This is a genomic window from Streptomyces sp. NPDC006294 (assembly GCF_042870895.1).
Lineage (GTDB): Bacteria > Actinomycetota > Actinomycetes > Streptomycetales > Streptomycetaceae > Streptomyces.
Window position 1 is genome coordinate 275,758 of record NZ_JBIAHV010000001.1, and the last position, 23,679, is coordinate 299,436.

Consider the following 23,679-nt stretch of genomic DNA (forward strand, 5'->3'; position numbering starts at 1 on the left):
AAAGATGGAGGCACTTCGTGACACGCAGGACAGTGCGGATCGCCATGAACGGCGTCACCGGTCGGATGGGCTACCGCCAGCACCTGGTGCGCTCCGTACTCGCGATCCGTGAACAGGGCGGTCTCGACCTCGGCGGCGGCGACGTGCTCTGGCCGGAGCCGGTGCTCGTCGGACGGCGCGAGCACGCGCTGCGCGAGATCGCCGAGCGGCACGGGCTGACGGAGGTCTCCACCGATCTCGACGCCGTCCTCGCCGACGAGAGCATCGACATCTACTTCGACGCGCAGGTCACCTCGGCCCGCGTCGAGGCGCTGAAGAAGGCCATCGCGGCCGGAAAGCACATCTACACCGAGAAGCCGACCGCCACCGACCTCGCCGGCGCGCTCGAGCTGGCCCGCCTCGCCCGGAGCGGGGGCATCAAGCACGGCGTCGTCCAGGACAAGATCTTTCTGCCCGGCCTGCTGAAGCTGAAGCGCCTCATCGACGGCGGCTTCTTCGGGGAGATCCTTTCCGTGCGCGGCGAGTTCGGCTACTGGGTCTTCGAGGGCGACTGGCAGGAGGCCCAGCGGCCGAGCTGGAACTACCGCGCTGAGGACGGCGGCGGCATCACCGTCGACATGTTCCCGCACTGGGAGTACGTGCTGCACGAGCTGTTCGGCCGCGTCACCTCTGTCAACGCGCACATCGCCACGCACGTTCCCCAGCGCTGGGACGAGCAGGGCAAGCCGTACGCGGCGACCGCGGACGACGCCGCGTACGGCATCTTCCAGCTGGAGGGCGGCGCCGTCGCCCAGATCAACTCCTCCTGGACCGTACGGGTCAACCGCGACGAGCTCGTCGAGTTCCAGGTCGACGGCACGCACGGCTCGGCCGTCGCCGGGCTGCGCAACTGCCGTGTCCAGCACCGCTCCGCCACGCCGAAGCCGGTGTGGAACCCGGACCTGCCCGTCACCGAGTCCTTCCGCGACCAGTGGCAGGAGATCCCGGACAACGCCGAGTTCCCAGGCGGTTTCAAGGCCCAGTGGGAGCTGTTCCTGCGCCACGTCGCCACCGACGAGCCGTACCACTGGGACCTGCTGGCGGGCGCGCGCGGCGTGCAGCTCGCCGAGCTCGGCCTGCGCAGCTCCGCCGAGGGCCGGCGCCTCGACGTACCGGAGCTGACGCTGTGACGATCGGACTGCCGCGCGCCGACGGGTCCTTGTTCTCGTACGAGCCGCGCGCCGAGCCCCTGAGCCTCACTCCCGGCGCCCCGCTCACCTCCCGTACGGTCTTCTCCGCCGCCCATGTGGTGGCCGACCCGTACGCCGACACCAGCCCCGACGCGGCCGCAGCCGTCGACTGGGACGCCACGCTCGCGTTCCGCCGCCACCTGTGGTCGCACGGACTCGGCGTGGCCGAGGCCATGGACACGGCGCAACGCGGCATGGGGCTGGACTGGGCGGGCGCGGCCGAACTGATCCGTCGCTCGGCGGCGGAGGCGAAGGCCGTCGGCGGCGCCATCGCCTGCGGCGCGGGCACCGACCAGCTCACCGGGCCGGCCTCGCTCGACCAGGTGCGTGACGCCTACGAGCAGCAGCTCGCCCTGGTCGAGTCCACCGGCGCGCAGGCGATCCTGATGGCCTCCCGCGCCCTCGCCTCTGCGGCGGCCTCGGCGGACGACTACCTCGCGGTGTACGGGCACCTGCTGCGGCAGGCGGCCGAACCGGTGGTCCTGCACTGGCTGGGCCCGATGTTCGACCCGGCACTGGAGGGCTACTGGGGGTCGTCCGACCTGGACACCGCCACGGAGACCTTCCTCGAGGTCATCGCGGCGCACCCCGACAAGGTCGACGGCATCAAGGTCTCCCTGCTGGACGCGCGACGCGAGGTGGAGCTGCGCCGCCGCCTGCCGCAGGGCGTGCGCTGCTACACCGGCGACGACTTCAACTACCCCGAGCTGATCGCGGGCGACGAACGCGGCTTCAGCCACGCCCTGCTGGGTGTCTTCGACCCGCTGGGCCCGCTGGCGGCTGAGGCCGTACGCGGCCTGGACACGGGCGACACGGCAGGCTTCCGCAAGCTCCTCGACCCGACCGTCGAACTGTCCCGCCACCTGTTCCAGGCGCCGACCCGCTACTACAAGACGGGCGTGGTGTTCCTCGCCTGGCTGGCGGGCCACCAGTCCCACTTCACGATGGTCGGCGGCCTCCAGTCGGCGCGCTCGCTGCCCCACCTGGCCCGGGCGTACGAACTGGCCGACGGCCTGGGTCTGTTCCCGGACCCGGCGCTCGCCGAGGAGCGCATGAAGTCCCTGCTCGACGTGTACGGAGTCCCCCGGTGAGCCCTGACCTGAGCCGCTTCAGCATCAACCAGATGACGGTCAAGCAGCTGTCCCTGCCCGAACTGGCCGAGGCGTGCGTCCGGCTCGGCGTCCCGGCCGTGGGTCTGTGGCGCGAACCGGTCGCCGCGTACGGGCTGGACGCCGCGGCCAAGCTCGTACGGGACGCCGGCCTGACCGTCACGTCCCTGTGCCGGGGCGGCTTCCTCACCGCGCAGGACGCCGCCGGCCGGGCCCGCGCGCTGGACGACAACCGGGCCGCGATCGACGAGGCGGCGACCCTGGGCACGGACACGCTCGTCATGGTCTCGGGCGGCCTCCCGCCGGGCAGCCGCGACCTGGTCGCGGCCCGCGAACGCATCGCGGACGCCCTCGCCTCGCTCGCGCCCTACGCGGCCGAACGCGGGGTCCGTCTCGCCATCGAGCCCCTGCACCCGATGTTCGCGTCCGACCGCTGCGTCGTCTCCACCCTGGACCAGGCCCTCGGCCTGGCGGAGCGCTTCCCGGCCGACCAGGTGGGCGTGGTCGTGGACACCTACCACATCTGGTGGGACGACCGGGCCCCGGCGGCCGTGGCCCGCGCGGGAGCCGCCGGCCGCATCCACTCCTTCCAACTGGCCGACTGGACCACCCCCTTGCCCGCCGGCGTCCTGAACGGCCGCGGCCAGCTCGGCGACGGCGCGATCGACATGCGCGAGTGGCGGGAGCGGGTGCAGGCCACGGGCTGGACGGGCTTCATCGAGGTGGAGCTGTTCAACGACGGGCTGTGGGCGCGGGATGGGGTGGGGGTGCTGGAGGAGACGGCGGAGCGGTTCGTGTCGGAGGTGTTCTGAGCACCGGCGGCCGCCGCTTCGTGACCCGAAAAGAAGTTCTCCGCGAAGAAGTTCCCCGCCGCTGACATAGATCCGCGGGCAGCCCGTCGTCTGAGACGTGAAGGCAAGCCCCGATCAGCGGAGGACACATGAAGACCAAGAGGCTCGTCATGGCAGGGGTCATGGCGACGGCTCTCGCGGGTGGCGCCGGCACGGCGCTCGCCCTCGGCGGCCCGGCCCAGCCGGCGGAGGCTGCGGCCGGGGCCCCCGAGGCCGCGACCGACAGCGCCACTACCGGGTCGGAGGCGGACACCGATGCCGCACCGGCCGAGGCCGCCGATGCCGCGGCGTCCGGGCCGCGCGTCGTGCAGCCGTACGAACCCGTGGAGATAGGCCAGGGCGCCAGGATGGGGCTGCTGCCGCAGGGCAGGCAGAACTATGTGGTGGCCTGGGGGGACGGCTTCGCGGAGTCGGTCGCCCAGGCCAAGAAGTACGTGGGGGACAGCATCCGCCCCAACAGCCTCAGCGGCGGGCTGCACACCGACGGTGACGACGCCCTGTTCACCGGCGCGTTCCGTACCGACACGGCGCCGGCGCGCATCACCGTCCGCGTCGACGCCGGCCCGGAGCGGGACGCCGGCGTGCTCATGCTGCCGGGCGAGCCCGGCTGGGGCACGTACCACCTCGACGCAGCCGGGGCCGGAGCCCCGCAGGAGAGCACCGAGATCACCGCGTACGGCGCCGACGGCGCGGTGCTCGCGACGCTGTCGTTCAAGCCCTTCCTCGCCGGCCGCTGACAGACGACACAGCCGCCCGAGCGCGGTCATGTCACGCTGTCGTGCCGGCGACGAGGGAGCGGCACGACAGCGTGGCGTGGGCCTGACGGGACGGCGGACCCGAGGACTCGATTGAAGAGCAGCACGGAGGCGGAGTTCCGGGCGTTCGTGGTCAGCCGCTGGCCGCGGATGCTGCGGACCGCCCATCTCCTGACCGGACATCACCACGACGCGGAGGACCTGGTGCAGGCCGCCCTCGCCAAGGCGTATGTGAAGTGGGAGCGCATACAGACTGCCGACGATCCCGACTCCTATGTGTGGCGCATCATGATCAACGCCAATGTGGACCGGCTGCGGCGGATGCGGCTGCGCGAGTGGCTGACCACCCGCTTCCCGGATTCGCCGGGGCCGGAACGCGCCGACGCCGTCGCCGAACGGAGCGCCGAACGCAGTGCCGTTCTCGCCGCGCTCGCCCGACTGCCCGCGAAACAGCGCGCGGTGGTCGTGCTCCGCTATCTGGAGGACCGCAGCGAGAGCGAGGTGGCACGGCTGCTGGGTACGGGCGTGGGTACGGTACGCAGCCATACGGCGCGGGCGCTGAAGAAGCTGCGGGAGCAGCCGGGGCTGGTACCGGTCAGTGCGATGGGGGAGCGGCGGCCGTGAACGACGACATGCGACTGCGGGACGCGCTGCGCCGCGAGGCGGACACGGTGCCGCACGGTTCGCCGCCGGTCGAGGACGTGGTGCGCCGGGGGCGTACGGCGCGCCGCCGGCGCACGGCCGTGCTGGCAGGGACGGCCACGGCGGTGGCCGCGCTGCTGACCCTCGGCACCCTCGGCGGCCGGTCTCCGGCCCAGGACGCGGCGCCCCCGGCCACGGCGGCCCCGACGCCGCCGCCGGAGCCCGCCCCACCGCCGGCAGTTCGCACGGTGCGGCCGTACGAACCGGTGCCGCTCGGTGACGGGTACAGCATGGCGCTGCTGCCGGAGGGCAGGCAGAACTACGTAGTGGACACGGGCGATCTCCGCCAGGCCGTGGAGGAGAAGAGGCAGTACGCGGGCGACAGCATCCGGCCGAACAGCGTCAGTTCGGGACTGAACAGCGGAGACGGACGCCCCCTCTTTTGGGGCGCCTTTCGTACGGACACGGTCCCCGCCAGGGTCCAGGTCCGCCTCGCATCGGGCGAGCGGCTTTCGACTTCCGCCCTTCGTCTGCCGGATGACGTGGACTGGGGTACGTACTACGCCTTCGGCGACGTGGACCATGAGCTCGGGGGCTGGACGGTGACGGCGTACGCGGGCGACGGCTCCGTGCTGGTGGAACAGCACTTCGAGGGAATGGACGGCTTCGGGCGGTGACGCCGGCCCGGCGGGGGCGCCCGATCCGGCAGGGGTAGCACGGGTTGCACGGCCGGTGGCCGGAAGTGTGCGGGAAACATGGCGAAAACTACTCCCCGCGATCGTGCAACCATATTTGCGTGACCGGTGTCGTATGTGTCGTCGGGTCCACGGGGGGCCATCCGGGGGGAGGGCACCGGACCTGACGGTGGGGGAGCGCGAGGGGCCCGGTCGTCGATCGGGCCCCCTTGGCTTGCCGGGGCCGGGTTTTCCACAGGCCCGCCGCGGTGTCGGACCGTGGCGATAACGTCGGGTCATGTCCAATCCGCCCGTCTTCCAACCCGCCGTGCTCGAGGGCGTCCTCGAGCGGATCACGTATGCCAACGAGGACAACGGCTACACGGTCGCGCGTGTCGACACCGGGCGCGGCGGTGACCTGCTCACCGTCGTCGGCTCACTGCTCGGCGCGCAGGTCGGCGAGTCGCTGCGGATGGAGGGCCGTTGGGGCTCCCACCCGCAGTACGGCAAGCAGTTCACCGTGGAGAACTACACGACGGTCCTCCCGGCCACCGTCCAGGGCATACGGCGGTATCTGGGCTCCGGGCTGATCAAGGGCATCGGGCCGAAGATCGCCGAGCGGATCGTCGACCACTTCGGCACCGGAACGCTCGACGTCATCGAGCAGGAGCCGAAGCGGCTCATCGAGGTGCCGGGTCTGGGACCGAAGCGGACCAGGATGATCGGCGCGGCCTGGGAGGAGCAGAAGGCCATCAAGGAGGTCATGGTCTTCCTCCAGGGCGTGGGCGTGTCGACATCCATCGCGGTGCGGATCTACAAGAAGTACGGTGACGCCTCGATCTCCGTCGTGAAGAACCAGCCGTACCGCCTGGCGGCCGACGTGTGGGGCATCGGCTTCCTGACCGCCGACCGGATCGCCCAGGCGGTCGGCATACCCCACGACAGCCCGGAGCGGGTCAAGGCCGGGCTGCAGTACGCCCTGTCCCAGTCCACCGACCAGGGGCACTGCTTCCTGCCCGAGGAGCAGCTGATCTCGGATGCCGTGAAGCTGCTCGCCGTCGACACGGGCCTGGTCATCGACTGCCTTGCCGAGCTCGCTGCCGACGACGAGGGCGTCGTACGGGAGCGGGTGCCCGGCCCGGAGGGGGGCGAGCCGGTGACGGCCGTGTATCTGGTCCCCTTCCACCGTGCGGAGTTGTCCCTCGCCGGGCAGGTGAGGCGGCTGCTGACGGCGGAGGACGACCGCATGGCGGCCTTCCAGGACGTGGCGTGGGACAAGGCGCTGGCCTGGCTCGCGGAGCGTACGGGGGCCGAACTCGCGCCCGAGCAGCAGGCGGCGGTGCGGCTGGCGCTCACCAGCAAGGTCGCCGTTCTGACCGGCGGACCCGGCTGCGGCAAGTCGTTCACCGTCCGCTCCGTCGTGGAGCTGGCGCGAGCGAAGAAGGTCAAGGTGGTGCTCGCCGCTCCCACCGGGCGCGCCGCGAAGCGTCTCGCCGAGCTGACCGGGGCGGAGGCGTCGACCGTGCACCGGCTGCTGGAGCTGAAGCCCGGCGGCGACGCGGCGTACGACAGGGACCGGCCGCTCGACGCCGACCTGGTCGTCGTGGACGAGGCCTCGATGCTCGACCTGCTGCTGGCGAACAAGCTGGTGAAGGCCGTGGCACCGGGCGCACACCTGCTGCTGGTGGGGGATGTCGACCAGCTGCCGAGCGTCGGCGCCGGTGAGGTGCTGCGCGACCTGCTCGCCGACGGCGGGCCCGTACCGAACGTGCGTCTCACGCGGATCTTCCGGCAGGCCCAGCAGTCCGGTGTCGTCACCAACGCCCACCGGATCAACTCCGGGCTGCAGCCCGTCACCACGGGGCTCGAGGACTTCTTCCTCTTCGTGGAGGAGGAGACCGAGGACGCGGGCCGGCTGACGGTCGATGTGGCGGCGCGCCGAATCCCCGCGAAATTCGGTCTTGATCCGCGTCGCGATGTGCAGGTGCTGGCGCCCATGCACCGTGGCCCGGCCGGCGCCGGGACGCTCAACGGGCTGCTTCAGCAGGCGATCACGCCGGGCCGGCCCGAGCTCCCGGAGAAGCGGTTCGGCGGCCGGGTCTTCCGTGTCGGCGACAAGGTCACCCAGATCCGCAACAACTACGACAAGGGGCTCAACGGCGTCTTCAACGGCACGGTCGGCGTCGTCACCTCGCTGAACGCGGACGACCAGCGGCTCACCGTCCTGACCGACGAGGACGAGGAGATCGCCTACGACTTCGACGAGTTGGACGAACTGGCACACGCGTACGCGGTGACGATCCACCGCTCGCAGGGCAGCGAGTATCCGGCGGTGGTGATCCCTGTCACTACCGGAGCCTGGATGATGCTTCAGCGGAATCTGCTCTACACGGCGGTCACCCGGGCCAAGCGGCTCGTGGTCCTCGTCGGGTCACGCAAGGCGATAGCCCAGGCGGTCCGGACCGTTTCCGCAGGCAGACGGTGCACCGCCCTCGCGCACCGGCTCGCCGGCTGACCGCCGCCGGCCCGTACCGCCCGCCGACGCGACGATTGGGGCACCCTCGGGGGTGGGAAACACCACCTCGACCCCACCCCGGCTTCCGGAACCGGGGCGAACGGGGCAAGATGAGCAGGTTGGCGGCACTGAGTGCCGCCGATAGGCCCAATGGTCGACCCCGAGTGCACTCTCCTGAGCCAAATGGGGGATGGTAGAGACAGTCAGGGCACCTCGAAGAAGAGGCACTACGTCGGTGAGGGATGACGTGAGCGACAACTCTGTAGTACTGCGGTACGCGGACGGTGAATACACCTACCCGGTGGTCGATAGCACCGTCGGCGACAAGGGCTTCGACATCGGGAAGCTCCGAGCCCAGACCGGTCTGGTCACCCTGGACAGCGGATACGGCAACACCGCCGCCTATAAATCCGCCATCACCTACCTCGACGGCGAGCAGGGCATTCTGCGCTACCGCGGGTACCCGATCGAGCAGCTTGCCGAGCGCTCCACCTTCCTCGAGGTCGCGTCGCTGCTGATCAACGGTGAGCTGCCGACCGTCGACGAGCTGGCGTCGTTCAAGGGCGAGATCACGCAGCACACGCTGCTGCACGAGGACGTCAAGCGCTTCTTCCAGGGGTTCCCGCGCGACGCCCACCCGATGGCCATGCTGTCGTCCGTGGTCAGCGCGCTGTCGACGTTCTACCAGGACAGCCACAACCCGTTCGACGAGAAGCAGCGCCATCTGTCGACGATCCGGCTGCTGGCCAAGCTGCCGACGATCGCGGCGTACGCCTACAAGAAGTCGATCGGTCACCCCTTCGTCTATCCGCGCAACGACCTCGGGTACGTCGAGAACTTCCTGCGCATGACCTTCTCGGTCCCGGCGCAGGAGTACGAGCTCGACCCGGTCGTTGTCTCCGCGCTCGACAAGCTGCTGATCCTGCACGCGGACCACGAGCAGAACTGCTCCACCTCCACCGTGCGCCTGGTCGGCTCCTCGCAGGCGAACATGTTCGCCTCGATCTCCGCCGGCATCAGCGCCCTGTGGGGCCCGCTGCACGGTGGCGCCAACCAGTCGGTGCTGGAGATGCTCGAGGGCATCCAGGCCAACGGCGGCGATGTCGAGTCCTTCATCCGCAAGGTGAAGAACAAGGAGGACGGCGTCCGGCTGATGGGCTTCGGCCACCGGGTCTACAAGAGCTTCGACCCGCGCGCGAAGATCATCAAGGCGGCGGCGCACGATGTCCTCTCGGCCCTCGGCAAGTCCGACGAGCTGCTCGACATCGCGCTGAAGCTCGAGGAGCACGCGCTCTCCGACGACTACTTCGTCTCGCGCAACCTCTACCCGAACGTGGACTTCTACACGGGTCTGATCTACCGCGCCATGGGCTTCCCGACCGAGATGTTCACCGTGCTGTTCGCGCTCGGCCGGCTGCCCGGCTGGATCGCCCAGTGGCACGAGATGATCAAGGAGCCCGGCTCCCGCATCGGCCGCCCGCGCCAGATCTACACCGGCGAGGTCCTGCGCGACTTCGTTCCGGTGGAGGCCCGCTGAGCCGCTCACCGTCCGGGCCGGGCCGCTGAGGCTCGGCCCGCCTGTTCCGGGGCCGCTTCGGCCCCGGAACACAGAGCAGTGGAAAGCGCCCCGCTGCCGATCCCCCCACGGGTCGGCGGGCGGGGCGCTTCCCATTTCCCCGACAGCGGATTCCCCCCACGGGATCCGGCCGGGCGTCTGTGAACCGCGGAAACCTCACCGCGGTATGCCGGGGTACGTACGGGAGGGCCGCTCAAAGCTCCCCGGTGCACGTGCCCCGGCCAACGCTTGCCTGGGACGTCCCCCAAGACATCCCATGAACGTCCCCCAAGACGTTCTCGGCATCGCCCATCTAGACTCGCGGCGAGCCTGAATGGTTACCCCCAAATATCTGTGATCTAGGTCTCGTTGTGAAGGTCTTGTGACCTGTTTGTAGTCACGAGAAGGAGCGCGGGCGCAGGCTGTCGAGTACCGCAAATGCGGACGATAAGGCCATGATAAAACCGGCGATCATGGGGTTGAGCAGGCCTGATGCCGTCGGCGGTGGTGCGGCGACGTTCTGGCCAAAGGCCCAGTAAAGATTGCCTTTGGTCGTGGCCGGAGCCCGCCTTGCGAGACGGATCGCGACGGCTGCGACACGCAGATCACCCCGTACAAGCGTGAGGTCTCCCGCCTCGATCGCCGCATCGGTACCGGTGCGCATCGACAGCCCCGGATCGGCGATCGCCCGTGCGGCGGCGTCGTTGATCCCGTCGCCGAGCATCGCGGCAGTGCGGCGCCGGCCCGCAGCCGTTCGGCGACCCGGGACCGTCTGCTCGGGCGGGACCTCGGCGTACACCTCGTTTACACCGGCCTCGGTGGGTCCTCGCCCGTATGGCCGGTCTCCACGACGGTCGCGATCAGGTTCGCGACCGGAGGTCCGCCGGGCGGGAGGCGTGGGGCTTCTCGTTCGCGTGGTCGGCCGTGGGTGCTGCCGCCGTCCATGCGGTTCGGCTTCTTCTCGACGCGAGCCGCGCAGGTCATGCCACCGATGGTGGGCTCTGCCCCGGGCGTTTCCGCTTCAGGGCTCCACGCGGCCGGTCCGGGCCGTACCCCGCCGGTTTCCTGCGATGGGGTACGGCCCGGCCCGCGCTCGGTCCGGGCATCCGTTCCCGGGTGCCGCTCAGGCCTTGCCCGCGAGCTCGTAGCCGGCCTCGTCGACGGCCGCGCGCACCGCGTCCTCGTCCAGCGGCGCGTCGGAGACCACGGTCACCTGGCCGGTGGCGGCGACGGCGGTCACGGAGGTGACGCCGGCGATCCCGGAGATCTCGCTGCTGACGGCCCCCTCGCAGTGGCCGCAGGTCATGCCGGTGACCTGGTAGACGGTGGTCACGCCGTCCTGCGGGGCCGCGGCGGTGTCGTGGCAGGAGCCGGTGGGCGAGCAGCAGGAACCGGCCGCCTTGGTGTCCTCGATCTCGATGGCGGTGTTCGTCTCCGCGGTCATGGCGTTCTCCTCTTCGAGGGGTTCGACGCGTACGTGGGTGACGCGTACGCGGGTCCGGGCACGGTGCGCCAGGGGGCTGCGGGCGACCGCATCCTCCTGCCGTGCAACCCACTATACCCCTAGGGGGTATGAATCGGAGTGTCCGCCCCGTCGATGACGGGATGCAGATAGCGGAACATGATCGTCTTGAGCTCCTGGCTGTACGCCACGCGCTCCGCCCCCTCGTGGGCGAGGATCAGGTCGAGGCCGGCCTTGAAGACGGCGAAGGTCATGGTCGACACCCGGTGGACCTCCTCGGCGGGGGCGTCGGGGAGGTAGCCCGCGAGGATCTCCTCGATCCTTTCGAGCAGGCCCGCGTGGACGGTGTCGAACTCCTGGGTGATGCGCCCGGGGATGTCCGGGCCGTGCATCAGTACGGCGAAGGCCGGATTCTCCTCGTTGAACGTGATCAGCGGATCGAGCACGGCTTTGAGGAGCTGCTCCAGCGGGAGGTCCTGGTCCGCCGCGACGAGGGCGGCGCCGTGGGAGTCGCGCCACTGGTGGAGGAGGCGGTCGCCCAGCTCGATCGCGATGGCTTCCTTGTTGGGGAAGAACTGGTAGAGCGTGCCGGGGGACACGCCGGCCTCGCGGGCGATCGCGTTGGTGCTGGCCGCGGTGTAGCCGGTGGTGCAGAAGACGCTGGCCGCGGCGTCGAGCAGCTGGGCGATGCGCCGCTCCCCGCGGGCCTGGCGGCGGCGCGGCCGGGCGTTCTGCGACTCGCCCTCCGGTGACTCGCTTTCCGGTGTGTTCGAGGGCTCCGGCAACTCGCCTCCCGGTGTGTTCGCGGGCTCCGGCTTGGTCTGCTCCGGCACGTGTTGTCCCCAGCTTCCTGACGCGGTTGACAAACGCGAGCACTCACTCGCATTCTTGATTAACGCGAGTGATGACTCGTGTTTGCCAGTCTATGGCAATGGTCGACCCATGCTGCCTGCCGGGAAGCCTGCGCACGGGTCACGGTGAAGGGGACACCGCACCATGTCCGAAGTCAACGGCCCACTCCGCCCTGCGGGGGTCTCCCGCGACGGCGGTCCGGCGGGCGCCGGAAGCCCGGCCGGCCCTGGCGTCTCGTCCGGCGCGGATGGTTCGTCCGGGTCCGGCGGGCCCGCCCGCGGTGGCACGCGGCGCCAGGGCGGGGACGGGTCCGGCGGCGCGGCGAGCGTCGGGGGATGGACTCGCCTCGTCACCGCGCGGCCGCGCCTCGCCCTGCTGGCCGCTCTCGTGCTGACCGCCCTGGCCGTCTTCGCCGGCGGCGGCGTCGCCGACCGCATGGGCAGCGGCGGCTGGGAGGACCCCGCCGCCGAGTCGACGTATGCGACGGAGGCCCTGGAGCGGGTGTTCCCCGGCTCGCAGGCGAACCTGCTGCTGCTCGTCGACGCCGGCGAGGCCGGTGTCGACGACCCGGCGGTCGGCGCGGAGGCCGCCCGCCTCGCGCAGCGGCTCGCCGCCGAGGACGGCATCACGGGAGTCGGCTCGTACTGGCAGAGCAAGGCGCCCGCCCTGCGCGCGGAGGACGGGACGCAGGCGCTGATCGCGGCCCGGATCGAGGGTGACGAGAAGACCGCGGCCGAGGTGCTGGACCGGATCGCGCCCACCTACCGGGGTGGGCACGGCCCCGTGGAGGTCGCCCTCGGAGGCCCGGTCGCCGTGCAGCACGAGATGACGACGATCATTCAGGAGGACCTGCTCCGCGCCGAGATGATCGCCCTGCCCGTGACGCTGGTGCTGCTGGTGATGGTGTTCGGCAGTGCGGTGGCGGCGCTCCTGCCGCTCGGCGTCGGCATCGTCGCCATCCTGGGGACCAACGCGGTGCTGCGCGGCATCACGGAATTCGCCGACGTCTCCGTCTTCGCCCAGAACCTCACCACCGCGCTCGGCCTCGGGCTCGCCATCGACTACGCGCTGTTCATCGTCCGCCGCTTCCGGGAGGAACTGGCGGGCGGCGCGGACGTACGTGGGGCGGTGGGCGCGACGCTGCGCACTGCGGGGCGCACCGTCCTCTTCTCAGCCCTGACCGTGGCCGTGTCGCTGGCCGCGATGCTGGTCTTCCCGCAGTACTTCCTCCGTTCCTTCGCTTACGCGGGAATCGCGGTCGTGCTGCTCGCCGCCGCTGCCGCGCTGATCCTGCTGCCCGCCGCGCTGATGATCCTCGGCCACCGGGTCAACTCCCTGGATCTGCGGCGCCTCTTCCGCCGGGGCCCCTCCCGTCGAGGCCGCGGCGCCGTCGATGCCGTGCCCGGAGCCGGGGACGCGCCCGGAGTCCGGGACACGGCCGCGGAGGAGGGCGCCGGATGGGGGCGGGTCGCCGGGCTGGTGATGCGCCGGGCCCCGTTCTTCGCCTTCGCCACCGTCGCCGGCCTGATGCTGCTCGGACTGCCCTTCCTGGGCGTGAAGTTCGGTACGCCCGATGACCGTCAGCTGCCGTCGACCGCCGAGTCCCACGTCGTCCAGCAGCAGATACGGGACGGCTTCCTGGGCAGCCCCACCGGCGGCCTTGAGGTGTTCGCCGAGCCGGCCGCGGGCGCGGCGTCCGGGCCGACGCCCGCCCAGTACGGGCAGTACCGAGACCGGATCGCCGCCCTCCCGGACGTCCTGAGGGTCGACGGCCCCGTCACCGCGGGCAGCTCGGCGTATTTCACGGTGCTGCCCGAAGGGGAGGCGGTGGGGGAGCGGGCGCAGCGGCTCGTCCATGAACTGCGCGACGTCCCGGCCCCGTTCGAGACGTCGGTGACGGGCAGGGCGGCGGTCCTGGAGGACTCCAAGTCCGCCATAGCCGACCGGCTGCCGCTCGCGCTGGGAATCATCGCCGTGGCGACCCTGCTGCTGGTCTTCCTGCTGACCGGGAGCGTGCTCATTCCCGTCCAGGCCGTCGTGCTCAACGCCCTGAGTCTCACCGCGATGTTCGGTGCGGTCGTCTGGGTCTTCCAGGACGGGAACCTGTCCGGGCTGCTCTCCTTCACCTCCACAGGAGACATCGAGACGACTCTGCCGGTGCTGATGTTCTGCATCGCCTTCGGGCTCTCCATGGACTACGGGGTGTTCCTGCTGTCCCGGATCAAGGAGGAGCACGACCGCACCGGCGAACACGAGCACTCCGTACGGTTCGGGCTCCAGCGCACGGGTGGACTGATCACCGCCGCGGCCGTGATCCTCGCGGTCGTGATGGTCGCCATAGGCACGTCCCGGGTGACCAACACCAAGATGCTCGGCCTGGGGATCGCGCTCGCCGTTCTGATGGACGCCATGGTGGTGCGCAGCCTTCTGGTCCCCTCGGTGATGAAACTGACCGGTGCCGCGACCTGGTGGGCGCCGCGGCCGCTGCGCCGCTTCCACGAGCGGTTCGGCCTGAGCGAGGGCGAGATACCCCCGCCGCCCAAGGGCGGTTCGCCGGCCGGCGCACCATCTGCGGGCGCTGCTTCGGCCGGGGCGGAGAAGGACGGGACCGAGCGGGGTGGAGTTGACCGGGACGAGGCCGAGCGGGACGGGGTCACGGTCTGACAGGGCGGTGGCCCCACGACGTGAGGCGGCGGCCCCGGCACCGTCCTCCGGTGCGGGGCCGCCGCGCTCACGGCGCGCTGTGCCTCACTCTCTACGGCCTCTGTTCCCGGGCCGGTTGGCCACCCAGCGGCGGATCGTGTCCGCGTACCAGTACGGCTTCCCGGACTCCACATGGTCCGGGGACGGCAACAGGCCGTGCTTGCGGTAGGAGCGCACGGTGTCCGGCTGCACCTTGATGTGCGCGGCGATGTCCTTGTAGGACCAGAGCCTTCTGTCCGTCATGGGTGGCACCTCCCTGCGCGCGCAGCAGAGGCGGTCGGTATGCCGTCGGGGGAGCTGCCGCGCGGACGCTGGCGATCACTGAGCGTTTGCCCGTTGAACGACACGGAGTGGCCGGAGGGGGGCGTCTGTTGAGGGTCTGTGACGAAAAGCCCGAGTAATGGCGACATGTGTGATGTGCGGGTGACAACAGTGACAGACGTGATGCAGGGCGTCAGACGCCGCAGGAGCGCAGAAAACCGCGCGTACGTTCGGCGATAGGGAGGGGTTTGTCCGGCGGGCAGGGATACATGTCCTGCTCGACGATGGCGAAGAGGTCGACGCCGAGCGACTGGGCAGCGGTCAGCACCGGTTCGAGCGCGGGCACGCCGGCCGGCGGTTCGCACATCACGCCCCGGCCCACCGCGGGCCCGAACGGCACCTCGTCGGCCACGACCTGGGCGAGGATCTCGGGATCGACCTGCTTGAGATGGAGGTAGCCGAGCCGTTCCCCGTAGGTCTCGATGAGCTTGACGCTGTCACCGCCGCAGTAGGCGTAGTGCCCGGTGTCCAGACAGAGCGAGACGCGGTCGGGGTCGGTGGCGTCGAGGAAGCGGGTGACGTTCTCCTCGGTGTCGATATGGGTGTCTGCGTGCGGATGGACGACGATCTCCAGGCCGTAGCGCTCGCGCACCTCGTGACCGAGCCGTTCCGTCTGCTCCGTCAGATCGCGCCACTGCTCCGGGGTGAGGGTGCGGTCCTCGAGCACCCGGCCCGTCTTGTCGTCGCGCCAGAAGGAGGGGATCACGACCAGGTGGGACGCGCCCATCGCCTGGGTCAGCGCCGCGATGCCGGAGACATGCGCCCAGGTCTCGTCCCACACCGCCGGACCGTGGTGCAGGCCGGTGAAGACGGTCCCGGCCGAGACCTTGAGGCCACGCCGCGCGGTCTCCTCCGTGAGGCGGGCGGGGTCGGTCGGCAGATAGCCGTACGGGCCGAGTTCGATCCACTCGTAACCGGCGTGGGCGACCTCGTCGAGGAAGCGCTGCCAGGGAACCTGGCGGGGATCATCGGGGAACCACACCCCCCAGGAGTCGGGGGCCGAGCCGACCCGGATGCGGTTCAGGGCGGGGGCGGATGAGGTCATGCCGGCCAGCTTTCCGGCCGCCGGAGAAGGGTGTCAAGACTTGGTCCGAATGTAAGGACAAAATGTTGACAGGGTTCGTCGGGGAGGGCTAGACCTTGTGTCAGCCGGCACCGGCGGGTTCGAACCGAAGGGACGCGCATGCCTCAGCCGTATGACGTGATCACGATGGGCCGGATCGGGGTCGACCTCTATCCGCTGCGTGCCGGGGTCCCGTTGGCGCAGGTCGAGACGTTCGGGAAGTTCCTGGGCGGTTCGGCGACGAACGTCGCCGTCGCCGCGGCCAGGCTCGGCAGACGGACCGCGGTGATCACCAGGACCGGACGGGACGCCTTCGGCGACTATCTCCACCAGGCGCTCGGTGAGTTCGGCGTCGACGACCGCTGGGTCACCGCGGTGGAGGCGTACCCGACCCCGGTCACCTTCTGCGAGATCTTTCCGCCGGACGACTTCCCCCTCTACTTCTACCGGCTGCCGAAGGCGCCCGATCTCGAGATCCGGGAAGACGAGTTGGACCTGGCGCCCATCCGCGACGCACGGGTCTTCTGGATGACCGGTACGGGCCTGTGCGCCGAGCCGAGCCGGTCGGCGACGCTCGCGGCGCTGGCCCACCGGGACCGGTCGGGGATCACCGTGTTCGACCTCGACTGGCGGCCGATGTTCTGGCCGGACCCGCAGGAGGCGAGGACGTACTACGCCCGGGCGCTGGCCCACGCCACCGTCGCGGTGGGCAACCTCGAGGAGTGCGAGATCGCCACGGGCGAGCGCGATCCGTACGCCGCGGCCCGCGCCCTGCTGGCGGCCGGAGTCGAGCTCGCGGTCGTCAAGCAGGGCCCCAAGGGGGTGCTCGCCCTGCACCGGGACGGGACGCAAGCAGTGGTGCCGCCCGTGCCGGTCGACGTCGTCAACGGCCTCGGCGCGGGGGACGCGTTCGGCGGCGCGTTGTGCGACGGGCTGCTGGCCGGACGGGAGTTGGAGCAGACGATGCGGTACGCCAACGCGGCGGGCGCGATCGTGGCGTCGCGGCTCGCGTGCTCGACGGCGATGCCGTACGCGGAGGAGGTGGAGACCGTCCTCGCGGGCGGCCCGCCCCCGCCGGACCCGAGCGCGCCACCGGACGGCGGCGCACGTCCGGACCGGGCCCCGGGCTCGGACCCGGCCGCGCCGCCCCCCGCCGCGCCGCCCCCCGCCGCGGGCCGCGCCCCCGCCGCGGGCCGCGCCCCCGCCGCGGGCCGCGCCCCCGCCGCGGGCCGCGCCCCCGCCGCGGGCCGCGCCCCCGCCGCGGGCCGCGCCCGCGGCCCGGCCGCTCCCGACCGGGCTGAGCCCGCCCCCGCCGACCAGGCCCCCGGCGCCCCCGGGGAGTCGTCGTGAGCCGGGTCGACGTCTCCGAGCTCGTCGGGATCCGGGCCCGGCACCCGGAAGCGGTCGCGGAGGCGGCCGTCCGCCGGCGGCGGCGGCCCCGGCTGGTCGGCGACAGCGGACGGCTGATGGTCATCGCCGCCGACCACCCCGCGCGCGGCGCCCTCGGCGTCGGCGACCGCCCTCTCGCCATGGCCAACCGCCTCGACCTGCTGGAACGGCTCTGCCTCGCGCTGTCCCGCCCCGGCGTCGACGGCGTCCTCGCCACCGCCGACATCCTCGACGACCTCCTGCTCCTCGGCGCCCTCGACGACAAGGTCGTGATGGGCTCCATGAACCGAGGGGGGCTCGCCGGGGCCGCTTTCGAGCTGGACGACAGGTTCACCGGCCACCGCGCCCGCGACCTCGAACGGCTCGGTTTCGACGCGGGCAAGCTGCTCCTGCGGATCGACTACGGCGATCCCGCATCCCTCGACACGCTGGCCGCCGCGGCCCGCGCCGTGGACGAGATGGCCGAGCGCCGTCTTCCCGTCTTCGTAGAGCCGTTCATCTGTCACCGGACCGACGGCCGGCTCCGCAACGATCTCAGCGCCGAGGCCGTCACCCGGTCCATCGCCATCGCTTCAGGACTGGCCGGCACGTCCGCGTACACCTGGCTGAAGGTGCCCGTCACCGACGACGCGGACGACATGCGGGCGGTGATGGAGACCTCCACCCTCCCGGCGGTGCTGCTCGGCGGCGACATAGGAGACGACCAGGACCGCGCGTACGAGAAATGGCGCGGCGCGCTGCGACTGCCCACCGTCCAGGGTCTGGTGGTGGGCCGCTCACTGCTCTATCCGGCCGACGGTGACGTCGCGGCGGCGGTCGACACGGCCGTCGGACTGCTCTAGGGGGTACGGACACAGCATGGAAGACAACGACGAGCCGCAGGGTCTCCACGTCCCCGCGGGCAGCGCCGCGAGCGCGCCGTACGCCGTGAGCATCAGCCCGGAGCAGGCCGGCTGGGACTACTGCGCCCTGCGGGTGCTCGAGCTGGAGCCGGGCGCCTCGCACTCGCTGACCGCGGGTGACAGCGAGTGGATCGTGCTGCCGCTCACCGGCGGCTGCACCGTGCGGACGCAGGGCGAGACCTTTGAACTGCAGGGGCGGGACAGCGTGTTCGGCGGAGTGAGCGACTTCGCCTATGTGCCGCGCGACGCCCATGCCCAGATCGCCTCCGGCGCGGGAGGCCGCTTCGCCCTGGCAGGAGCGAGGTGCGAGCGCAGACTCCCCGCTCGCTACGGCCCCGCGCCGGAGGTACCCGTCGAGGCCCGCGGCAGCGGCAGCCAGGCCCGTGAGGTCCACAACTTCGCCGCGGCCGGCGCCTTCGCCTGCGACCGGCTGATCGCCGTCGAAGTGCTCACCCCCGGCGGCAACTGGTCCTCCTACCCGCCGCACAAGCACGACGAGCACCGTCCCGGCGAGGAGAGCGAACTGGAGGAGATCTACTACTTCGAGATCGACGGCGGCGGCCTCGGCTACCAGCGCATCTCCCCGTCCCGGCCCGGCGGCGCCGACCTCCTCACCGAGGTCCGCACCGGCGACGCCGTCCTCGTGCCCGACGGCTGGCACGGCCCGTCCATCGCGGAGCCGGGCCACACCATGTACTACCTCAATGTGATGGCGGGCCCCGGCGCAGAGCGCGCGTGGCTGATCCGCTTCCACCCCGACCACACGGAGGGATACCGGTGACCACCCCGCGCCCGGCCGGCTCACCGCCGCCGACGGCCCGGCAGCTGACGACCCGGCGGCTGACGACCGCCCAGGCCCTCGTCGCCTTCCTCGCCCGCCAGTACACCGAGCGCGACGGCCGGCGTCACCGCCTGATCGGCGCCACCTGGGGCATCTTCGGCCACGGCAACGTGGCGGGCGTCGGCCAGGCGCTGCTGGAGTCCGCGACGGACATGCCGTATCTCCAGGGCCGCAACGAACAGGCCATGGTCCATGCCGCCGTCGGACACGCCCGCCAGTCCCGGCGGCTGGCCGCCCAGGCCGTCACCACCTCCATCGGTCCCGGCGCCACCAACCTCGTCACCGGCGCCGCCCTCGCCACCATCAACCATCTGCCCGTCCTGCTGCTCCCCGGCGACACCTTCGCCACGCGCCCCGCCGACCCCGTTCTCCAGCAGCTCGAGGTGCCGTACGCGGGCGACGTGTCGGTGAACGACTGCCTGCGCCCCGTCTCCCGCTGGTTCGACCGGATCACCCGCCCGGAGGCCCTCGTCCCCGCAGCGCTCCAGGCGATGCGCGTCCTCACCGACCCGGCCCAGACGGGTGCGGTGACCCTCGCGCTGCCGCAGGACGTCCAGACGGAGGCGTACGACTGGCCGGAGGACTTCTTCGCCGAGCGCGTCTGGCACGTCCCCCGCTCCCGCCCCGACGCCGAGGCGACGGCGCAAGCGGCGGCCGCCCTGCGCCAGGCCCGCCGCCCGCTGATCGTCGCCGGCGGCGGCGTCCACCACTCGGAGGCGGAGGACGCGCTGCGGGCCTTCGCCGAGGCGACCGGCGTCCCGGTCGCCTCCACCCAGGCCGGCAAGGGTTCGCTGCCGTACGACCACCCGTGCGACATCGGCGGTATCGGCCACACCGGCACCGCCACGGCCGACGACCTGGCCCGCACCGCGGACCTGGTGATCGGTGTCGGCACCCGCTGGTCCGACTTCACCACCGCCTCCTCGACCCTCTTCCAGGGCGAACAGGTCCGCTTCGTCAACATCAACGTCACCGCCTTCGACGCCCACAAGATGTCGGGCCTCTCCCTCGTCGCCGACGCCCGTGCGGCGCTCCAGGAGCTCACCGCCGCCGTCGGGGGCCATCGCGTCGACGCCGCGTACGCGGCGGAGTACGGCGAGGCCAAAGCGGCCTGGGAACAGCGGGTGACCGCGGCGTTCACCGCCCCCGACCCCGGGCTGCCGCCCACCCAGTCGCAGGTCCTCGGCGCGCTCGACGCCCTGGTGACGCACGACGACATCCTGATCAACGCCGCCGGCTCCCTCCCCGGCGACCTGCACAAACTGTGGCGCGCCCGCTCCGCCGACCAGTACCACGTCGAGTACGGCTACTCCTGTATGGGCTACGAGATCCCGGCCGCGATCGGCGTCGCCATGGCGGCCCCCGGCCGCCCGGTGTGGGCCCTCGTCGGCGACGGCACGTATCTGATGAACCCCACCGAGATCGTCACCGCCGTCCAGGAAGGCGTGCCGATCAAGATGGTGATCCTGCAGAACCACGGCTACGCCTCCATCGGCGGCCTCTCCGAGTCGGTGGGCTCCGAGCGCTACGGCACCGCCTACCGCCACCGGGCCGCCGACGGCACCTTCACCGGCGCCCCGCTGCCCGTCGACCTCGCGGCCAACGCCGCCTCCCTCGGCATGCGGGTGATCCGCGCCCGCAGCGTGCGTGACCTGCGTGAAGCACTGGCCGAGGCACGCGCCGCCGACGTGCCCACATGTGTCTACGTCGAGACCGAAACGGCAGACACAGTGTCGGGCCCGCCCGGAGCACAGGCGTGGTGGGATGTTCCGGTGGCCGAGACCGCGACCCGTCCGTCGGCGGTCAAGGCCCGGGAGGAGTACGACCGGCAGGCCGCAGCCCGACGCCGCCATCTGTGAAGGAGTATTTCGTCATGACGAAGACCGTCAACCACTGGATCGGTGGCAGGACCGTCGAGGGTGCGTCGGGCAACTGGGGGCCGGTCACGGACCCGGCGACAGGAGCCGTCACCACGCGTGTCGCCCTCGCCTCAGCCGACGAGGTCGGCGCGGCCGTGGCCGCGGCGCGCGAGGCGTACACGACCTGGGGCGCCTCGTCGCTCGCGCAGCGCACCGCGGTCCTCTTCCGCTACCGCGCCCTGCTGGACGCGCACCGTGACGACATCGCGGCCCTGATCACCGCCGAGCACGGCAAGGTGCACTCCGACGCGCTCGGGGAGGTCGCCCGCGGTCTCGAGATCGTCGAGCTCGCCTGCGGCATCACCACCCAGCTCAAGGGAGAGCTGTCCACCCAGGTCTCCAACCGGGTGGACGTCGCCTCGATCCGCCAGCCGCTGGGCGTCGTCGCCGGCATCACCCCGTTCAACTTCCCGGCGATGGTGCCGATGTGGATGTTCCCGCTGGCCGTCGCCTGCGGAAACACCTTCGTCCTCAAGCCGAGCGAGAAGGACCCGTCCGCCGCCAACCTCCTCGCCGAGCTGGCCTCCCAGGCCGGTCTGCCGGACGGTGTGCTGAACGTCGTCCACGGCGACAAGGTCGCCGTGGACGCGCTGCTGGAGCACCCGGACGTCGCCGCTGTCTCGTTCGTCGGCTCGACCCCGATCGCCCGGTACATCCACACCACCGCCTCCGCCAACGGCAAGCGGGTCCAGGCGCTCGGCGGCGCGAAGAACCACATGCTGGTGCTGCCCGACGCCGACCTGGACGCTGCCGCCGACGCGGCGGTCTCCGCCGCGTACGGCTCGGCGGGCGAGCGGTGCATGGCGATCTCCGCGGTCGTCGCGGTCGGCGCGATCGCCGACGAGTTGGTGGACAAGATCCGCGAGCGCGCCGAGAAGATCAAGATCGGTCCGGGCGACGACCCGGCGTCCGAGATGGGTCCGCTGATCACCGCCGCCCACCGCGACAAGGTCGCCTCGTACGTCAAGGGGGCCGCCGCCCAGGGCGCGGACGTCGTCCTCGACGGCACCGGATACACGGTCGACGGCTTCGAGGACGGCCACTGGATCGGCCTGTCCCTCCTGGACAAGGTCTCCACCGACTCCGACGCCTACCGCGACGAGATCTTCGGCCCGGTGCTGTGCGTACTGCGCGCGGAGACGTACGAGGACGGCGTGACGCTGATCAACGGCTCCCCGTACGGCAACGGAACGGCGATCTTCACGCGGGACGGCGGCGCGGCGCGCCGTTTCCAGCTGGAGATCGAGGCCGGCATGGTCGGGGTGAACGTGCCGATCCCGGTGCCGGTGGGCTACCACTCGTTCGGTGGCTGGAAGGACTCGCTCTTCGGCGACCACCACATCTACGGCAATGACGGCGTGCACTTCTACACCCGCGGCAAGGTCGTCACCACCCGCTGGCCCGACCCCGCCGACGCCCCGGCCGGTGTGGACCTGGGCTTCCCCCGGAACCACTGACGCGACACACCGCACGACACGGCGCACGACACGGTGCGCGGCCGGGGGCCGCGCACCGCGCCGTGCGTCAGGTGTCCCTGCCTCCCTAGAACCGCGAGTACAGCAGCTTGTTCGGTGACCCCCACATCGGATTGACCACCTTGCCGCTCGTCGCGCCCGTCACCAGGGCGTCCCGGACCTGCGCCGGGGTCGCCGTCGGGTGGGACGAGAGATAGAGCGCGGCAGCGCCCGCGGTGTGCGGGGCCGCCATCGAGGTGCCCGAGATGGTGCTCGTGGCGGTGTCGCTGTCCTTCCAGGCCGAGGTGATGTCCACGCCCGGTGCGAACAGGTCGAGGCAGGTCCCGTAGTTGGAGAACGAGGCCCTGCGGTCGGAGCTGTCCGTCGCGCCGACCGTGATCGCCTCGGGGACGCGGGCGGGCGAGTAGTTGCACGCGTTCGCCGGGATGCCCAGGATCGGGAGGCCGTTGCCCGCCGCGACGGAGTAGCTGACGCCGGAGGCGATGGACTTCTTCACGGCGTCGTCCAGCGACGCGCTCGCGCTGCCGCCCAGGCTCATGTTGGCCACGGCGGGCATCTGAGCGTTGGCGGTGACCCAGTCGACGCCCGCGATCACACCGGCGGTGGTGCCGGAGCCGTCGCAGTCGAGGACCCGTACGGCGATGAGGTTGACGCTCTTGGCGACGCCGTGGTTCTTGCCGCCGACGGTGCCCGCGACATGGGTGCCGTGGCCCTGGCAGTCCTGGCCGTTCTGACCGCCGCCCACCGTGTCCGTGCCGACGCTCGCGCGTCCGCCGAAATCGCTGTGGGAGGTGCGGATGCCGGTGTCGATGATGTAGGCGTTCACGTTCGACGCCGACGTGTCGTAGGTGTACGTCTTCGACAGCGGCAGGTCGCGCTGGTCGATGCGGTCGAGGCCCCAGGTCGCGTTCGGCTGGGTGTCGTTCAGCCGGACCGTGGAGTTCTGCTCGACGTAGGCGACCCGCGGGTCGGCCGCGAGCGCCTTCGCCTTGGCGGACGACATCGCGGCGGAGAAGCCGGAGAGGACGCTGCGGTAGGTGTGCCTGGGTGCGACTCCGAGGTCGGCGGCGCGGGTCGTGCCGTCCTTGAGGACGACGATCCAGCTGCCCGGGACGGCAGTTGCAGTGGGAGCGAGACGGATGTCGCCGACGGACGCGCTGTGCGCGGTGGGGGATACGGCGAACTGGAGACCGGTCGCGGCGGCGACTGCTGATATCAGCGCCCCGGCGCGACGGGCAGTGGCTCTCATCTCGTGCACCTGACCTTTCGTTGACCGGTTGTTACGGGCAAGTACGGGCGTGCATGGTGCCAGGACGTGCGGCTATGAGAGCCAGGGCCGGGGGATGTGACCTGCGCCACAGGTGGGCGACTGGTGGGTAACTGGCCGGAAACATACCCGTTCTGAGAGGCGTTCATTGCGTG

The 23,679-nt window shown here is 71.4% G+C and carries 20 protein-coding genes and 1 pseudogene; 14 read left to right on the plus strand and 7 right to left on the minus strand.

The window, feature by feature from the left end:
• Positions 1 to 17: 17 nt before the first annotated feature.
• The 8 genes from ACFYOP_RS01275 to ACFYOP_RS01310 all read left to right on the plus strand — a co-directional run bounded on the left by ACFYOP_RS01275 (position 18) and on the right by ACFYOP_RS01310 (position 9,312).
• Positions 18 to 1,169 carry a Gfo/Idh/MocA family oxidoreductase gene (locus tag ACFYOP_RS01275; protein WP_356889648.1) on the plus strand — a complete coding sequence of 384 codons (1,152 nt, stop codon included), beginning with the start codon at positions 18 to 20 and terminating at the stop codon, positions 1,167 to 1,169.
• A complete protein-coding gene (locus ACFYOP_RS01280; RefSeq protein ID WP_356889650.1) occupies positions 1,166 to 2,320 on the plus strand; it encodes a dihydrodipicolinate synthase family protein in 1,155 nt (384 codons plus the stop codon). The genes ACFYOP_RS01275 and ACFYOP_RS01280 overlap by 4 nt, the downstream gene beginning before the upstream one ends.
• 32 nt (positions 2,321 to 2,352) lie before the next feature.
• A complete protein-coding gene (locus ACFYOP_RS01285) occupies positions 2,353 to 3,150 on the plus strand; it encodes a sugar phosphate isomerase/epimerase family protein (RefSeq protein WP_356890224.1) in 798 nt (265 codons plus the stop codon).
• A 128-nt stretch (positions 3,151 to 3,278) separates the two neighbouring features.
• Complete coding sequence (locus ACFYOP_RS01290; RefSeq protein WP_356889652.1) at positions 3,279 to 3,926, plus strand: hypothetical protein; 648 nt, start codon at positions 3,279 to 3,281, stop codon at positions 3,924 to 3,926.
• 111 nt (positions 3,927 to 4,037) lie between these two features.
• Positions 4,038 to 4,568 (plus strand): SigE family RNA polymerase sigma factor, encoded by a 531-nt coding sequence (locus ACFYOP_RS01295; protein WP_356889654.1) that lies wholly within the window; start codon positions 4,038 to 4,040, stop codon positions 4,566 to 4,568.
• Positions 4,565 to 5,263, plus strand: coding sequence for a hypothetical protein (locus ACFYOP_RS01300; protein ID WP_356889656.1), 699 nt, complete (start codon positions 4,565 to 4,567; stop codon positions 5,261 to 5,263). Before ACFYOP_RS01295 ends, ACFYOP_RS01300 begins: the two co-directional genes overlap by 4 nt.
• A 295-nt stretch (positions 5,264 to 5,558) precedes the next feature.
• Complete coding sequence (locus ACFYOP_RS01305; protein WP_356889658.1) at positions 5,559 to 7,775, plus strand: ATP-dependent RecD-like DNA helicase; 2,217 nt, start codon at positions 5,559 to 5,561, stop codon at positions 7,773 to 7,775.
• 247 nt (positions 7,776 to 8,022) lie between these two features.
• Positions 8,023 to 9,312 carry a citrate synthase gene (locus ACFYOP_RS01310; protein WP_356889660.1) on the plus strand — a complete coding sequence of 430 codons (1,290 nt, stop codon included), beginning with the start codon at positions 8,023 to 8,025 and terminating at the stop codon, positions 9,310 to 9,312.
• Positions 9,313 to 9,727: 415 nt separating this feature from the next.
• Here ACFYOP_RS01310 and ACFYOP_RS01315 read toward each other — a convergent pair.
• The 4 genes and pseudogenes from ACFYOP_RS01315 to ACFYOP_RS01330 all read right to left on the minus strand — a co-directional run.
• A pseudogene (locus tag ACFYOP_RS01315) lies at positions 9,728 to 10,141 on the minus strand (heavy metal translocating P-type ATPase); the annotation flags it as partial.
• Positions 10,135 to 10,314, minus strand: a complete 180-nt coding sequence (locus ACFYOP_RS01320) for a hypothetical protein (protein WP_356889662.1) — start codon at positions 10,312 to 10,314, stop codon at positions 10,135 to 10,137. The pseudogene ACFYOP_RS01315 and the gene ACFYOP_RS01320, both read right to left, overlap by 7 nt.
• Positions 10,315 to 10,453: 139 nt before the next feature.
• Complete coding sequence (locus ACFYOP_RS01325) at positions 10,454 to 10,774, minus strand: heavy-metal-associated domain-containing protein (protein ID WP_356889664.1); 321 nt, start codon at positions 10,772 to 10,774, stop codon at positions 10,454 to 10,456.
• A gap of 119 nt (positions 10,775 to 10,893) precedes the next feature.
• Positions 10,894 to 11,577, minus strand: coding sequence for a TetR/AcrR family transcriptional regulator (locus ACFYOP_RS01330; protein WP_356890226.1), 684 nt, complete (start codon positions 11,575 to 11,577; stop codon positions 10,894 to 10,896).
• A gap of 211 nt (positions 11,578 to 11,788) precedes the next feature.
• Between ACFYOP_RS01330 and ACFYOP_RS01335 the strand changes: the two genes are divergently transcribed.
• Positions 11,789 to 14,308, plus strand: a complete 2,520-nt coding sequence (locus ACFYOP_RS01335) for an MMPL family transporter (protein WP_356889666.1) — start codon at positions 11,789 to 11,791, stop codon at positions 14,306 to 14,308.
• 84 nt (positions 14,309 to 14,392) lie between these two features.
• On the opposite strand, the gene ACFYOP_RS01340 is transcribed toward ACFYOP_RS01335, so the two are convergent.
• The gene (locus ACFYOP_RS01340; RefSeq protein WP_356889668.1) at positions 14,393 to 14,590 is read right to left on the minus strand and encodes a MarR family transcriptional regulator; all 198 of its coding nucleotides are present in this window, start codon (positions 14,588 to 14,590) and stop codon (positions 14,393 to 14,395) included.
• Positions 14,591 to 14,801: 211 nt separating this feature from the next.
• Entirely contained in the window at positions 14,802 to 15,713 is a 912-nt protein-coding gene (locus tag ACFYOP_RS01345) for a sugar phosphate isomerase/epimerase (RefSeq protein ID WP_356889670.1), read from the minus strand.
• Between the two features lie 138 nt (positions 15,714 to 15,851).
• On the opposite strand from ACFYOP_RS01345, the gene iolC reads away from it, so the two are divergent.
• Genes iolC through mmsA form a run of 5 tightly spaced genes read left to right on the plus strand, consistent with a single transcriptional unit; the run spans position 15,852 to position 22,239 of the window.
• Positions 15,852 to 17,081 (plus strand): 5-dehydro-2-deoxygluconokinase, encoded by a 1,230-nt coding sequence (gene iolC / locus ACFYOP_RS01350; protein WP_388450565.1) that lies wholly within the window; start codon positions 15,852 to 15,854, stop codon positions 17,079 to 17,081.
• Positions 17,078 to 17,962: a deoxyribose-phosphate aldolase gene (locus ACFYOP_RS01355; protein ID WP_356889674.1), complete on the plus strand. Its 885-nt coding sequence runs from the start codon at positions 17,078 to 17,080 to the stop codon at positions 17,960 to 17,962. Before iolC ends, ACFYOP_RS01355 begins: the two co-directional genes overlap by 4 nt.
• Before the next feature lie 16 nt (positions 17,963 to 17,978).
• Entirely contained in the window at positions 17,979 to 18,803 is an 825-nt protein-coding gene (gene iolB / locus ACFYOP_RS01360) for a 5-deoxy-glucuronate isomerase (protein ID WP_356889676.1), read from the plus strand.
• Complete coding sequence (gene iolD / locus ACFYOP_RS01365) at positions 18,800 to 20,722, plus strand: 3D-(3,5/4)-trihydroxycyclohexane-1,2-dione acylhydrolase (decyclizing) (RefSeq protein WP_356889678.1); 1,923 nt, start codon at positions 18,800 to 18,802, stop codon at positions 20,720 to 20,722. The genes iolB and iolD overlap by 4 nt, the downstream gene beginning before the upstream one ends.
• Positions 20,723 to 20,736: 14 nt before the next feature.
• Entirely contained in the window at positions 20,737 to 22,239 is a 1,503-nt protein-coding gene (mmsA, locus tag ACFYOP_RS01370) for a CoA-acylating methylmalonate-semialdehyde dehydrogenase (RefSeq protein ID WP_356889680.1), read from the plus strand.
• Between the two features lie 85 nt (positions 22,240 to 22,324).
• On the opposite strand, the gene ACFYOP_RS01375 is transcribed toward mmsA, so the two are convergent.
• A complete protein-coding gene (locus ACFYOP_RS01375) occupies positions 22,325 to 23,506 on the minus strand; it encodes a S8 family peptidase (protein WP_388450571.1) in 1,182 nt (393 codons plus the stop codon).
• Positions 23,507 to 23,679: the final 173 nt, after the last annotated feature.

Excerpts from the sequence above, each read along its gene's own strand:
- ACFYOP_RS01375 (WP_388450571.1), bottom strand. The coding sequence starts at position 23,506 with ATGAGAGCCACTGCCCGTCGCGCCGGGGCGCTGATATCAGCAGTCGCC.
- ACFYOP_RS01290 (WP_356889652.1), top strand. The coding sequence starts at position 3,279 with ATGAAGACCAAGAGGCTCGTCATGGCAGGGGTCATGGCGACGGCTCTC.
- ACFYOP_RS01320 (WP_356889662.1), bottom strand. The coding sequence starts at position 10,314 with ATGACCTGCGCGGCTCGCGTCGAGAAGAAGCCGAACCGCATGGACGGC.
- iolB (WP_356889676.1), top strand. The coding sequence starts at position 17,979 with ATGGAAGACAACGACGAGCCGCAGGGTCTCCACGTCCCCGCGGGCAGC.
- mmsA (WP_356889680.1), top strand. The coding sequence starts at position 20,737 with ATGACGAAGACCGTCAACCACTGGATCGGTGGCAGGACCGTCGAGGGT.
- ACFYOP_RS01345 (WP_356889670.1), bottom strand. The coding sequence starts at position 15,713 with ATGACCTCATCCGCCCCCGCCCTGAACCGCATCCGGGTCGGCTCGGCC.
- iolC (WP_388450565.1), top strand. The coding sequence starts at position 15,852 with ATGCCTCAGCCGTATGACGTGATCACGATGGGCCGGATCGGGGTCGAC.
- ACFYOP_RS01340 (WP_356889668.1), bottom strand. The coding sequence starts at position 14,590 with ATGACGGACAGAAGGCTCTGGTCCTACAAGGACATCGCCGCGCACATC.
- ACFYOP_RS01285 (WP_356890224.1), top strand. The coding sequence starts at position 2,353 with ATGACGGTCAAGCAGCTGTCCCTGCCCGAACTGGCCGAGGCGTGCGTC.
- ACFYOP_RS01305 (WP_356889658.1), top strand. The coding sequence starts at position 5,559 with ATGTCCAATCCGCCCGTCTTCCAACCCGCCGTGCTCGAGGGCGTCCTC.
- ACFYOP_RS01335 (WP_356889666.1), top strand. The coding sequence starts at position 11,789 with ATGTCCGAAGTCAACGGCCCACTCCGCCCTGCGGGGGTCTCCCGCGAC.
- ACFYOP_RS01325 (WP_356889664.1), bottom strand. The coding sequence starts at position 10,774 with ATGACCGCGGAGACGAACACCGCCATCGAGATCGAGGACACCAAGGCG.